The organism is Bradyrhizobium sp. HKCCYLS3013, from assembly GCF_051167615.1.
Classification (GTDB): Bacteria; Pseudomonadota; Alphaproteobacteria; order Rhizobiales; family Xanthobacteraceae; genus Bradyrhizobium.
Genome location: NZ_JBNPTK010000002.1, coordinates 297,248 through 310,417 on the forward strand (window position 1 = coordinate 297,248; position 13,170 = coordinate 310,417).

Sequence of the window (13,170 nt, forward strand, 5' to 3'; positions counted from 1 at the left end):
AGCGCAACGGCGCGAGCAGCGCGCTCAGGTGCAAGCACGTACAGAAGTCAAAATCCTTTGTGCTGCGCAGCTAGCGCTTCGCCGGCAGCACGAACACCTGGCCCGGATAGATCAGATCCGGCCGGCGGATCTGCTCGCGATTGGCGCGGTAGATGACTGCGTAGCGCGTGCCCTCGCCGAGGAGCCGGCGGCTGATGTGCCACAGGCTGTCGCCGCGTGACACGGTGATCGTCCTCGCGCCGCTGCGCGCGGGTGACGCGGCAACGTCCTTCAGGTCGGCCGGCGACGCCGATGCAAGCTGCGTGCGCGCGCCGGGAGCACCGCCGCTTCCCTGCCTCTGGCCCCCCGCCGCAGGCAGCGAGGCCGTGGTCAGCGCCTCCGGCACATTCAACGGCACCTCGGCCCGCGCCTGCACGGCGCCGGTCTTGGCATCCACCTCGTCGAGCCGCAGCCGGTCCTTGCCGGCCCAGGCGGCATCCTTGATGGTCGTCGCGACGCGGCCATCTGCACCGGCCGTCGCGGTGTCGACCAGCCGGTCGTTGAGATAGATCCGGACGGTGGCCCCGGGCCGTGCGCGGCCGCCGACGCGCAGATTGCCGTTCGGCTCGAAGTCGACGGCCTCGACCGCGACCGCCAGCGGCACCGATGCGGCCGGCTTCGACAGCACGCGTGTCGGCTGGTCCGGCGCGATCACCGCGACGGTGGCCGGGCGCTTGCCGGCCTCGACCACCACCGCGACGCTCTGCTTGGACGAGATCTCGTGACCATCCGGCTGCTTGGCCCGCAACGTCAACTCGAACGTCCCGGCGGGCAGCGGCGGCGGCACCATGGAAAATTGCCCCGAGCGATCGGCCACCACTCGCGCATGCGGCTCGCCGTTGCGCAGCAACTCGACAGTGGCGCCGGGCGCCGCACGGCCGGCAACGACGGTGTCGCCCGACGGCTCCACGCTGACGACGTCGAACGACGGCCCATCGCTCTCGGCCGCCGGCGGCGCCACCGGCGCCAGCAGCGAAGCCAGTCCGCTGGCCTGTTGCTGCGCGCTGGCGAGCGCTGCCGCGGCTTGGCTCGCGCCGCCCTTGTCTGCCGCACCCGGCTCAGCCGCCGCAGCGCGCTGCGGAGCAGCGGGCGGACCGTCTGTCGGAGCGCTCGGCGCGGTCGCGCCAGTCCGGCTCGCAGACGTCCCCTCACGCTTGAAGATCGGGAGGTCGAGACCGAAGCCCTGAGCGAACGCAATGGCCAGGCCCGCGATCGCGAGCGCCGCAACGGCGCCGCCACCCCAGATCAATCGTCCGCCGTTTCCGATGCTCATGCGGTGATCCGTCCTGTGCAAACGAGGCGCGGAGACGACGGCTCCGTCAGCGGGAATCTTGCTTTGCACATAGCATCATACAGGGCGGAATGCCATTGCCCCCGCGGCTGGGGGCAGCGATCGAGCCGCCCAACTTCCCAGTCAACTTGCGAGGTGTGACTTCCCCGCGCATCGGCAAAGCGCCAATCAGCCGCGAGCCCGCAGTGTCGAACCAGGCCCCCGTTGCAGAGCATGTCTGAGAATGCGGCAGAGCCCGACAATCACAAACTTTCCTATTTCTTTTTTCCAGAAGTCGTGTATGATCCGCGCATCCCGCCTCGTTGCGAGGGGCGTACGCGTCGTCACGGACGTTGGGGCGGGATGCGGTGGACGTGGGCTGCGATGCACGACGGGCATGGCGGCCGCGAACGATGAAGTCGCGTGGTCCTGACCTCCCGATGCTGAGGCCAAGTTCGTGCCGGTGCAGATGCGCTGGTGCGGATGACGGGGCAAGAAAGCCCGGTCCCCGGGGAGATCGCGTATAAATCGTTAAAACCATCGCGCAGGGAATGCCGGTTACGGCTTTGCCTGTGGTACCTGCCGCCTGCATTTTTTTCGCAGGCGGGCCATGGGTGAGGCCTTCACCCGGCATTCCCTGCGCCCTCGTCTCGAGGGCTCGCTGCCGAAAGCTCGGACGCCCGTGCGTCACGAGGGATTTCGCATGCTCTATTGCTGATTGTTTGAGACGGTATCCGGCTCTCGAACCATCGCAATGCACAACGCGTAGTCCTACGGTGCCCATCTTTTACGCAACATTTAACGATCGGACCGCCTTCTCGCGTTCGTCCGAAGTTCAAATTCCGAATCCGATTCAATGGGCAGGTGGAGTTCATATCCGTGCGCAAGAATCTACCGGTCACGACACATGAATACCCGATCACCGACGAGACGCTCATCGTCTCGCGCACCGATCTGAAGGGCAAGCTGACCTATTTCAACGAGCAGTTCGTCGATGCCGCCGGCTTCACTCCCGACGAGCTGATGGGCCAGCCGCACAACATCATCCGCCATCCCGACATGCCGGAGGCGGCTTTCGCCAACCTCTGGGACACGCTGAAGCAAGGAAAGCCGTGGGCCGGCGCCGTCAAGAACCGCCGCAAGAACGGTGACTTCTACTGGGTGCAGGCGACCGCGTCGGCCATCCGCGAGAATGGCGAGATCACCGGCTACACCTCGATCCGCACCAAGCTGCCGGCTGAGCAGCGCGCCGAGGCCGAGAAGGTGTACGGGCTTCTCAACCAGAACAAGGCGCAGGACTACACCATCAGCGCGGGCATCATCCGCCGCCGCTCGGTGTTCGACCGCCTGTCGCTGTTCACGGGTACGCTCAAAGCGCGCCTGACGACCTTGGCCGCGGTGCTGGGCGTGTTCATGTTGATCATCGGCGCAGCCGGCCTGATTTCGACCCGCTCCACCAATGTCGCCATGAAGTCGCTGTACGAGGATCGCACGATTCCGCTGGCGCAATTGTTCGAGATCAACGATCGCACCTTGCAGAACATGTCGTCGCAACAGTCCGCGGCGGCGAACGGCAAGGCCGGAAAGCCGATTGACGGCATCAGGGCGCTGGTGGACGGAAACAGCGCCAGGATCACCAAGGTCTGGGCCGACTACATGGCGAGCTACCTGACCCCGGAGGAGAAGATCGTCGCCGATGCCTTCGCGATCAGGCGCAAGGCCTATCTGGAGGAAGGCATCAGGCCAGGCCTGGCTCTGCTCGAGCAGGGCAAGTTCGACGAAGCGAGCCAGCATATCGCCACCAAGGGGCATGATCTGTTCGAGGCCGCCAAGCACGAGCTCGACAAGCTCGTCGAGATCCAGGTGAAGGAAGGCAAGGCGCTCTACGAGGAGGCCGAGAGTCAATATCTGGTCGTGCTCGCGATCATTTCGGTGATGATCCTGGCGGGCATCGGAATCGGCGCCACGTTCAGCCTGCAGAGCATCCGCGCGGTGCTGCGGCCGCTCAAGGTGCTCAACGACGCGATGCAGAACATCAGCCAGGGCAAGCTCGACAACCGCATTCCGGTAGAGCGCGACGACGAGATCGGCGAGGCGCTGCGCAACCTGCAGACCGTGCAGGCCATCGTCCGCTTCAACAGCGAGGAAGTGAAGGCTGTGCAGCACTCGGCCGAGGTCAAGCGCAAGGCCGGAATGAACAAGCTCGCCAGCGAATTCGAAAGCGCGATCGGCGGCATCGTGCAGACGGTGTCCTCGGCCTCGTCCCAGCTCGAGACGTCCGCCGGCACGCTGACCTCGAACGCGACGCGCTCGCAGGAGCTCGCCACCACCGTGGCCGCCGCGTCCGAGCAGGCCGCGACGAACGTGCAGTCGGTCGCCTCGGCCACCGAGGAGCTGACCTCGTCGGTGACCGAGATCAGCCGGCAAGTCCAGGAATCGGCGCGCATCGCCAACGGCGCCGTCGATCAGGCGCGCACCACCAACGACCGCGTCAACGAGCTGTCGAAGGCGGCCGCGCGGATCGGCGACGTGGTCGAGCTGATCAACACCATCGCCGGCCAGACCAACCTGCTGGCGCTGAACGCCACCATCGAGGCGGCGCGCGCCGGCGATGCCGGCCGCGGCTTCGCGGTGGTTGCGTCCGAGGTCAAGGCGCTCGCCGAGCAGACCTCGAAGGCGACCGGCGAGATCGCCCAGCAGATCTCGGGCATCCAGGCGGCGACGCAGGAATCGGTGTCGGCGATCCGGGAGATCAGCACGACCATCGAGCGGCTGTCGGAAATCTCCTCGACCATCGCCGCCGCCGTCGAGCAGCAGGGCGCGGCGACGCAGGAGATCTCGCGCAACATCCAGGAGGCGTCGCGGGGCACCACCGAGGTCAACACCAACATCGTCGACGTCCAGCGCGGCGCCTCGCAGACCGGCTCCGCGTCGGGAAGCGTGCTGTCGGCGGCGCAGTCGCTGTCGCAGGAGAGCGACCGGCTGCGGCAGGAGGTCGACAGATTCCTCGACAACGTGCGGGCGGCCTGAGCCGTCCCGCTCTCATCGCCCGGTCAGCCGGATCGGGCGCCCCTGACTGATGAAGGCGTAGTGGCCGGCGCCGATGCCGCCGACCATCAGCGCCTCGACGACGGGCTCGGCGATCTCACCGGTCGCGGCCCAGTCGACGACGAAATTGGCGCCGGTGCCGCCGCGGGTGTCCTTGACGGGCACGAAGATCTCGACGGTCGCGAACGGCCTCAAGGCGACGGGCTCGCGCAGATGCGCCTCCACCAGCGTGCCGGCCGTGTCGTAATAGTTGATGCGCCGGACGATCAGAGGCCGCTGCTCGGAGGCGTTGTGGATGCTCAGCGTCACCGAGAAATCGGCCTGGACCCGGCCCGGGGTCATCGCGACGCTGGAATAGACGGGGACGTAGACGGCGCCCGTGACCGTGACGGGCTGCGCCGGAACTGGCGTCAGCGAGCTCGCGAAAGTCGTGGTCACGTCGTCGGCCGCCTGCGCCGCGCCGGCCGCAACAGCTGCGATGAGCAGCAGCGCGAATGCGCCGGTCCGGATGTGACAGATTGCGGGTTTCCTTGCGCGGCGGCCCGACATAAGTTGCCGCCTCGGGGGTTGCTTCATGCATGAACTGATCGGCGACATCACGCTCTGCATCCTGTTTGCGTGGGTGCTTGGACTGGCGGCGCACAGATGGCGCCAGCCCTCGATTCTCGCTTATCTGGTCGCGGGCTTCGCCATTGGCCCCTTCGGCACCGGCTGGGTCAAGTCCCAGGAGTCGATTTCCGTGATCTCGGAACTCGGCCTGATCTTCATGCTGTTCATGATCGGGCTCGAGATCGACCTCAAGAAGATCATCCGCGCCGGCCCGGTGATTCTGATTGCCGGCGGGGTCCAGCTGCTCGGCGGCGCCGCGCTCGGCATCCTGTTCTTCGTCGCGATCGGCATGCGGATGGGCGCCGAGAGCTACGACGCGCTCTATCTCTGCGTCGCCTGCGCGCTGTCCTCGACCGTCATCATCGTCAAGGTGCTGTACGAGAAGCGCGAGCTCGACACCCTGCCCGGCCGCATCACGCTCGGCGTGCTGGTTCTGCAGGACGTGTTCGCGATCCTGTTTCTGGCGGTGCAGCCGAGCCTCGACGACCTCCATGTCAGCGTGATCCTGCTGTCTTTCGCCCGCGCCGGCACGCTGGTCGCGATCGCCCTGTTGCTCAGCCGCTACGTCTTGCCGCCGGTGTTCCACCGCATCGCGCGCACCCCCGAGCTGATCCTGCTCGGCGCGCTGGCCTGGTGCTTCCTGATCGGCGAGATCGCGGAAAGGCTGCACCTGTCGCGCGAGATGGGCTCGCTGGTTGCGGGCGTCTCGCTGTCGACCTTCCCCTACGCGCTCGACGTCACCGCCAAGGTCACGACGCTGCGCGATTTCTTCATCACGCTGTTCTTCGTCGCGCTCGGCATGACCATCCCGATCCCGACACTGTCCGTGGTCGGGCTGGCGCTGGTGATCGCGCTCTTCACGGTGGCGAGCCGGCTGCTCACCACCTTTACGCCGCTCTACATGATGCGGCAGGGCCTGCGCGCCAGCCTGCTGCCGGCGCTCAACCTTGCCCAGATCAGCGAATTCTCGCTGGTGGTGATCCAGACCGGCGCCGCCGCCGGCCACCTCAAGAACGGCACGTCGAGCGCGGCGTCCTTCGCCTTCGTGCTGCTCGCGGTGCTCTCGACCTTCGTCATCGTGCGCTCCGACCCGATCGCGCGGCGAAGCATCCCGCTGCTCAAGCGGATCGGCCTGCGCGACCTCGATTCGAGCAAGGACGGCGAGGCCGGCCATGAGGGCGGGCACGGCGCCGGACGGCCGATCGTTCTCCTCGGTTTCTTCCGCACGGCCAGCGCCCTGCTGAGCGAGATCGAGCGCAACGAGCCGGCGCTGCTGGAACAGATCGGCGTGGTCGATTTCAACCCGGTCGTCTTCCGCACCCTGTCCGATCGTGGCATCCAGGTGACCTATGGCGACATCAGCAATGTCGACACGCTGATCCACGCGGGGGTCGGCCAGGCCGAGTTGATCATCCTGAGCATCCCGGACTCGCTGCTCAAGGGCGCCAACAACGAGAAGCTGGTGCGCCACGTGCGCAGCATCAATGCAACGGCCAAGATCGTCGCGACCGCCGACCTGCTCGCCGACGTCAACGACCTCTACGATGCCGGCGCCGACTATGTGACCGTGCCGCGGCTCAGCGATGCGCAGGTGCTGCTCAACCTGATCCAGGACGCCAGCGCCGGGCTCCTCTCCGAGCGCCGCAGCCAGGCCGAGGCGATGCTCGCCGACCGCCGCGAGGTGCTGCCATGAGCCGGGCGCGTATCCATCTCCGACACAATCTCTGATCCCGCTGGACTTGAATCATGGCAAACACGAGCGTTCACGTCGTCGATCACCCGCTGGTCCAGCACAAGCTCTCCTTGATGCGCGAGCGTGACCGCTCGACCAAGGGCTTCCGTGAGCTCCTGAACGAGATCGGCATGCTGCTCGCCTATGAGGTCACGCGCGACCTGCCGCTCGAGCTCGTCGACATCGAAACGCCGATCGCCCCGATGAAGGCGCCGAAGATCGCCGGCAAGAAGCTCACCCTGGCGCCGATCCTGCGCGCCGGCGTCGGCTTCCTCGACGGCATGCTGGCGCTGATGCCGTCCGCGCGCATCGCCCATATCGGGCTCTACCGCGATCCCAACACGCTGCAGGCCGTCGAGTACTACTTCAAGGCGCCCCAGGATCTGAGCGACCGCACCGTGATCCTGATGGACCCGATGCTCGCGACCGGCAACTCCGCCTGCGCGGCTGCCGAGCTGCTCAAGACGCGGGGCGCCCGCGACATCCGTTTCGTCTGCCTGCTGGCGGCCCCGGAAGGCATCGCCAAGTTCGAGAAGGAGCATCCGGACATCCCGATCTGGACCGCAGCGATCGACGAGAAGCTGAATGACCACGCCTACATCGTGCCCGGTCTCGGCGATGCCGGCGATCGGATGTTCGGCACGAAGTGATCGTGAACGGTTCAGCAGGACGGTCGCGGTGAAAGGCGAATGACACTGAGGATGCGACCATCGATCACCAGCAGCGCACTCCCGATCACCAGCGCACCGCTGATCTCCCGCAACGAGATGCTTTCGCCGAGCACCAGCGACCCGAGGAGGATCGTCGTCAACGGGATCAACAAGGTCACCAGCATCACGTTGGTCGCCCCGGAGCGGCGCAGTATCTGGAAGAACACGATATAGGCGAATGCCGTCGACAGCGCCGCAAGGCCGATGACCGCGAGCCACGTCTGCAGCCCGGGAAGCGGGAGACGCCAGGGCTGGTCGACCGCGCCGGCGATGACCAGCATCATCACGCTCGAAGCCGAGAGCTGGAAGGTGGCGGTTGCGAGCGGCGGCGATTGGGCGAGATGGCGGCGCACCAGCAGCGCGGCGATGCCGTAGCTGAGCGATGCGCCAAGACCGAACAGAATGCCGTAGCCGCCGGCCGAGCCGCCGAGCCCCGATCCGCCTCGCAGGATTACGACGCCGACGAGGCCCACGATCAGGCCCGCAGCCCGCCGGACCGACAGCCTTTCCTCCCCCGCGGCAGCCATTACCACGATGGTGAACAGCGGCGTGGTCGCGTTGAGCACCGCGGCAAGACCGGAGGTGATGAACGTCTGGCCGATCACGATCAAGCAGAACGGCACGACATTGTTGAACAGCGCCACGGCGAGGAACGGCAGCCAACCGACAATCCCCCTGGGAAAACCGAGCCCGCGCAGGCGCGCCACCGGCAGCAGAATAGCAGCCGCCAGCACGATGCGCAGCAGCACCAGCGTCAGCGGCGGCAATTCCTTCAAGGCGAGGCCGTTGAAGATGAACGATCCGCTCCACAGCAGCGAGAGCAGGCCGAGCAGCGACCAGTCCCGCGCGTCCATGCTCTCGTTCTGGGATGTCATCACGGCAACCGTGGTTCAATGTCGGCGTGAACGTTGCAAACAAGGCGGAGCGTGATCCACCCGCTTTCCGTCAGCGTCGCGCTCTACGGCGGGTCTTTCGGCCGCGAGATCAGCTCGATCATGCGGCCTTCGTCCTCATCCGGCATCGCCGCCTTCGCCCGCGCATAGGCGTCGACGGCCGCCTGGGCCATGACTGGGCGCTCACCGAGCAGTTCCTCGGCGAGCTGCAGCGCATAGGCTGCATCCTTGTGACGGAGTGCTGCGGTGAAGCTCGCGTCGGCGAAGTTGCGCGCGACCATGCGCGGGGCGTGGCGCAGCACCTGCGGGCTCGCCGCGACGCCGCCCTGGATCGCCTCGAGCACGAGATTCATGTCGAGCCCGGCCTGCTCGGCGATCGCGAGCCCTTCGGCGAGACCCGCGATCTGCATCGCGCCAAGCAGGTTGTTGATCAGCTTGTAGACGGTCCCGGTGCCCACCGGTCCGAAATGGCGAATGGTCGAGCCGATCGGCGCCAGATAGGGCCGGGCGCGGTCGAGATCGGCGGCGTCGGCGCCGATCAGCAGGGTCAGCTTGCCGCTTGCGGCCGCGTCGGGCAGCCCGGTCACCGGACAGTCGAGATATGTCACGCCGCGCGCATTCAGCTCGCGCGACAGGCGCAGCGTATGATCACGCGATACGGTCGAGCATTCGATCGCAATCGTGCCGACCCGCATGGTGGCGGCGGCGCCATCCGGCCCGAGCCACACCGCGCGCGAGGCGTCGTCATCCGCAACCATGGTGACGACGGCGACGGCATCGATCGCCGCATCGGCCGGCGAGGTCGACCAGCGCGCGCCGCGCGCGATCAGATCCTCGGCCTTTGCCTTGTTGCGATTCCAGACCGCCACGGAATAGCCGGCATCGAGATAGCGACCGGCCATGCCGTGGCCCATCCGCCCGAGCCCGATGAAGGCAACGCGCGCCGCGCTCAATCCACGTCCTCGATTGCGGCGCCCGGCGTCGTGCCGAACGCGCGCTGTGCCAGCGTCGCGGCCATGAACTCGTCGAGATCGCCGTCGAGCACGCCTGCGGTGTCCGACGTCTGCACGCCGGTGCGCAGATCCTTCACCATCTGATAGGGCTGCAGCACGTAGGAGCGGATCTGGTGGCCCCAGCCGATCTCGGTCTTGGCCGCCTGATCCGCCGCCGCCTTCTCCTCGCGCTTCTTCAGCTCGATCTCGTAGAGCCGCGCGCGCAACATGTCCCAGGCCTGGGCCCGGTTCTTGTGCTGTGAGCGGCCGGCCTGGCAGACCACCGCGACACCGGTCGGGATGTGCGTCAGCCGCACCGCCGATTCGGTCTTGTTGACGTGCTGGCCGCCGGCGCCGCCCGACCGCATCGTGTCGACACGGACGTCGGACTCCTTGATGTCGATCTTGATGCTGTCATCGATGACCGGGAAGATCTGCACCGAAGAGAACGAGGTGTGGCGCCGCGCATTCGAATCGAACGGCGAGATCCGGACCAGGCGATGCACGCCGGCTTCCGTCTTCAGCCAGCCATAAGCGTTGTGCCCGGAGATCTGGATGGTCGCGGACTTGATGCCCGCCTCTTCACCCAGCGATTCCTCGAGATACTCGACCTTGAAGCCGTGGGTCTCGGCCCAGCGTGTGTACATGCGCAGCAGCATCTGCGCCCAGTCCTGGCTCTCGGTGCCGCCGGCGCCGGCATGGACCTCGAGATAGGTGTCGAACTTGTCGGCCTCGCCGGACAGGAGCGCCTCGAGCTCGCGCCGCGCGACCTCCTTCTTCAGCTCCTTCAGCGCATTCTCGGCTTCAGTGACGACGCCGGGATCGTTCTCGGCCTCGCCAAGCTCGATCATCTCGATGTTGTCGCTGAGCTCACGCTCGACCTTGCCAATGCCGGTGAGCGAGTCCTCCAGCGAGGTCCGCTCCTGCATCAGCCGCTGAGCTTTTTGGGGGTCGTTCCAGAGATTGGGGTCTTCGGCGAGCTTATTCAGCTCGGCCAGCCTTGCCGTCGATGTCTCGACGTCAAAGATGCCTCCTCAGCAGCCCGACCGACTGCTTGATCTCTTCTACGATTTTCTCGATTTCCGCGCGCATGTCGCTCTCTTCAGGCCGCGGCTCCAAGCGCCGCAGCATCGTCTCTCACAGGGGGATGTAACGGCGCTCGGCGCAAAGCGCAATCGCTCCGCGCCGCAACGGCATCAGTTTCAGCCGGCCCAATAGCCTAATAGAGGCTTCCCGTGCCTGGACGGATGATGAAGCTGCCAGCATCAGGCTGGCCGCCGCTCTGCGACGGCATCACGCGTCCATCGGCGTCGGCGACACCGATGACGGAGTAGTTGTCCGGCGGCGCCGTACCCGGCTTGAATGCTTCCATGATCGTGCGGCCGCCGTCGCCAGGGCTTGCGCGCATGCCCGTCTTGGCATCGACACGGACCAGCTTGATGCCGGCCGGGATCTTGAAGGGCGTGGCCGGCTTGTCGGCCAGCGCGAGCTTCATGAAGTCTTTTGCGATCGGTGCGGCCAGATGACCGCCGGTTGCAGCGTTACCCCGACCGAGCGGCCGCGGCTTGTCGTAACCCATGTAGATCGCGACGGCGAGGTCGGGCGAGAAGCCGACGAACCATGCGTCCTTGGCCTCGTTGGTGGTGCCGGTCTTGCCGGCGATCGGCTTGCCGACCTCCTTCAGCACGGTCGCCGTGCCCGCCTGCACCACGCCCTCGAGCATCGAGGTGATCTGGTAGGCCGTCATCGTATCCAGAACCTGCTCCCGGCGGTCGACCAGCTGCGGCTCGCTCTGGTTCTTCCAGCCGTCCGGGGCGTCGCAGCCGCGGCACTCCCGGGCATCATGCTTGAAGATGGTGTGGCCGTAGCGGTCCTGGATGCGGTCGATCAAGGTCGGCTTCACCCGACGGCCGCCATTGGCGATCATCGAATAGGCGGTGACCATGCGCATGGCCGTGGTTTCGCCGGCGCCGAGGGCGTAGGACAAGTAATTCGGCAGCTCGTCATAGACTCCGAACCGCTTGGCGTATTCGGAAATCAGCGGCATGCCGACGTCCTGCGCGAGACGCACGGTCACCGTGTTCAGCGACAGACGCAGCGCGTTGCGCAAGGTCGTGGGCCCGAGATATTTCCCGTTGGAGAAGTTGTCGGGGCGCCAGACCTGCCCGCCCTGCCCCTGGTCGATCTCGATCGGTGCGTCGACGACCTGGGTCGACGGCGTATAGCCGTTGTCGAGCGCCGAAGAATAGACGATCGGCTTGAATGACGATCCGGGCTGCCGGTAGGCCTGCGTTGCGCGGTTGAACTGGCTCTGGTCGAAGGAGAAGCCGCCGACCATCGCGAGCACACGGCCGGTGTTCGGGTCCATGGCAACCATCGCGCCGGACACTTCGGGCAGTTGCTCGAGGCGATACTGGCCTTCGACCGGATTGCCTTCCTTGTACAGCGGATCGGCATAGATCACGTCGCCCGGCTGCAGCACCTGGGCGACCGACGTCGGCACCTTGCCGCGGCCGTTGGCCGTCGCAGCCCGCGCCCATTTCACGCCGTCAAGCGTGATCAGGCCGGTCTGGCGTTCCTTGCTGACGGCGCCGCCGAGTTCGCGCGGCGGCTGGAAGCCGATGCGGGCGGACTGGTCACTGGTCTCGAGCACTACGGCCATCCGCCAGGGCGAGATGTCGGAGAGCGACTTGATATCGGCGAGCTTCACACCCCAATCACCCGACGTGTCGAGCTTGGAGACGGCTCCGCGATAGCCCTGCTCCTGGTCGTACCTCACGAGTCCGGCGACCATGGCCTTGCGCGCCATGACCTGGATCTTCGGATCGAGCGTCGTCCGGACCGACAGGCCGCCCTCGTAGAGCTTCTTCTCGCCATAGCGCTCGAAGATGTCACGGCGCACTTCCTCGGCGAAATATTCACCCGCGAAGATGTGGGCGCCGGTGTTGCGGCTCGCGATCGTCAGCGGATCCTTGCGCGCCTTGTCGGCGTCGGCCTGCTTGATCCAGCCGTTCTCGAGCAGACGATCGACGACGTAGTTGCGGCGCTCGATGGCACGGTCGCGGTTCCGGATCGGATGCAGGCTGCCCGGCATCTTCGGCAGAGCCGCCAGATAGGCGGCCTCGGCCACCGTCAGTTCGTTGACCGACTTGTCGAAATAGACCAGCGACGCCGCGGCGATGCCGTAGGCGCCGGAGCCGAGATAGATCTCGTTGAGATAGAGCTCGAGAATCTTGTCCTTCGAGTAGGTGCGCTCGATGCGCATCGCCAGCAGCGCTTCCTTGATCTTGCGGGCGAACGACACCTCGTTGGTCAACAGGAAGTTCTTGGCGACCTGCTGGGTGATGGTGGAGGCGCCCTGCGGCCGGCGATTCGAACCGAAGTTCTGGGCGTAGACCACGGCAGCGCGCGCCATGCCGGTGAAATCGATGCCGCCATGCTCATAGAAGTTCTTGTCCTCGGCGGCGAGGAACGCGTTGATCACGAGCTTGGGAACCGCCTGGATCGGCAGGTACAGCCGGCGCTCCCGGGCATATTCACCGACCAGCGAGCCGTCGACCGCGTGCACGCGCGTCATCACCGGCGGCTCATAATCCTGCAGCTGGGAGTAGTCAGGCAGATCCTTGGAAAAATGCCAGATCAGGCCGGCCGCTGCTGCCACACCGACCAGGAACAAGACGGTACCGGCCGCGAACAGGAAGCCCAAAAACCGCACCAGAAAGCGCATCGGCGAATATCCGTTCCAACTCTTGTTTCGTCTCTCGGCTCGGACGCGGCGCACCCACGGGCGCTACCGCCAAAAATCACACGGTCGGCTGCAATGCCGCGTGACCCATGCCAGAGAAACGCATGGTCAAGCCTATCAGCGGTCAAGCCT

At 66.1% G+C, this 13,170-nt stretch carries 9 protein-coding genes; 3 read left to right on the plus strand and 6 right to left on the minus strand.

Translation table 11 applies throughout. The annotated features are described in order from the left end of the window. Positions 1–70 precede the first annotated feature (70 nt). Positions 71–1,312, minus strand: coding sequence for a LysM peptidoglycan-binding domain-containing protein (locus ACQR1F_RS05460; RefSeq protein WP_434912640.1), 1,242 nt, complete (start codon positions 1,310–1,312; stop codon positions 71–73). 876 nt (positions 1,313–2,188) lie between these two features. Between ACQR1F_RS05460 and ACQR1F_RS05465 the strand changes: the two genes are divergently transcribed. After that, a complete protein-coding gene (locus ACQR1F_RS05465) occupies positions 2,189–4,339 on the plus strand; it encodes a methyl-accepting chemotaxis protein (protein WP_315800148.1) in 2,151 nt (716 codons plus the stop codon). A gap of 12 nt (positions 4,340–4,351) precedes the next feature. On the opposite strand, the gene ACQR1F_RS05470 is transcribed toward ACQR1F_RS05465, so the two are convergent. After that, a complete protein-coding gene (locus ACQR1F_RS05470; RefSeq protein ID WP_434839476.1) occupies positions 4,352–4,906 on the minus strand; it encodes a DUF3124 domain-containing protein in 555 nt (184 codons plus the stop codon). 25 nt (positions 4,907–4,931) lie between these two features. On the opposite strand from ACQR1F_RS05470, the gene ACQR1F_RS05475 reads away from it, so the two are divergent. Both ACQR1F_RS05475 and upp read left to right on the plus strand, forming a co-directional pair. After that, entirely contained in the window at positions 4,932–6,659 is a 1,728-nt protein-coding gene (locus tag ACQR1F_RS05475; RefSeq protein WP_434912641.1) for a cation:proton antiporter, read from the plus strand. A 53-nt stretch (positions 6,660–6,712) separates the two neighbouring features. Next, positions 6,713–7,348, plus strand: coding sequence for a uracil phosphoribosyltransferase (gene upp / locus ACQR1F_RS05480; protein ID WP_315800151.1), 636 nt, complete (start codon positions 6,713–6,715; stop codon positions 7,346–7,348). 11 nt (positions 7,349–7,359) lie between these two features. On the opposite strand, the gene ACQR1F_RS05485 is transcribed toward upp, so the two are convergent. The 4 genes from ACQR1F_RS05485 to ACQR1F_RS05500 form a co-directional block, all read right to left on the minus strand. Continuing rightward, positions 7,360–8,283: a DMT family transporter gene (locus ACQR1F_RS05485; RefSeq protein WP_434912642.1), complete on the minus strand. Its 924-nt coding sequence runs from the start codon at positions 8,281–8,283 to the stop codon at positions 7,360–7,362. An 83-nt stretch (positions 8,284–8,366) separates the two neighbouring features. Then, positions 8,367–9,254: an NAD(P)-dependent oxidoreductase gene (locus tag ACQR1F_RS05490; RefSeq protein ID WP_316215716.1), complete on the minus strand. Its 888-nt coding sequence runs from the start codon at positions 9,252–9,254 to the stop codon at positions 8,367–8,369. Beyond that, a protein-coding gene (prfB, locus tag ACQR1F_RS05495; protein WP_315737783.1) for a peptide chain release factor 2 occupies positions 9,251–10,385 on the minus strand; the annotation gives its coding sequence in 2 pieces (ribosomal slippage) (positions 9,251–10,315 and positions 10,317–10,385; 1,134 coding nt in all). The genes ACQR1F_RS05490 and prfB overlap by 4 nt, the downstream gene beginning before the upstream one ends. A gap of 127 nt (positions 10,386–10,512) precedes the next feature. Further along, positions 10,513–13,020 (minus strand): penicillin-binding protein 1A, encoded by a 2,508-nt coding sequence (locus tag ACQR1F_RS05500; protein ID WP_315800153.1) that lies wholly within the window; start codon positions 13,018–13,020, stop codon positions 10,513–10,515. Between the last annotated feature and the right edge of the window lie 150 nt (positions 13,021–13,170).

Coding starts and splice junctions, on each gene's coding strand:
- ACQR1F_RS05460 (WP_434912640.1), bottom strand. CDS start 1,312: ATGAGCATCGGAAACGGCGGACGATTGATCTGGGGTGGCGGCGCCGTT.
- ACQR1F_RS05470 (WP_434839476.1), bottom strand. CDS start 4,906: ATGTCGGGCCGCCGCGCAAGGAAACCCGCAATCTGTCACATCCGGACC.
- ACQR1F_RS05475 (WP_434912641.1), top strand. CDS start 4,932: ATGCATGAACTGATCGGCGACATCACGCTCTGCATCCTGTTTGCGTGG.
- upp (WP_315800151.1), top strand. CDS start 6,713: ATGGCAAACACGAGCGTTCACGTCGTCGATCACCCGCTGGTCCAGCAC.
- ACQR1F_RS05485 (WP_434912642.1), bottom strand. CDS start 8,283: ATGACATCCCAGAACGAGAGCATGGACGCGCGGGACTGGTCGCTGCTC.
- ACQR1F_RS05500 (WP_315800153.1), bottom strand. CDS start 13,020: ATGCGCTTTCTGGTGCGGTTTTTGGGCTTCCTGTTCGCGGCCGGTACC.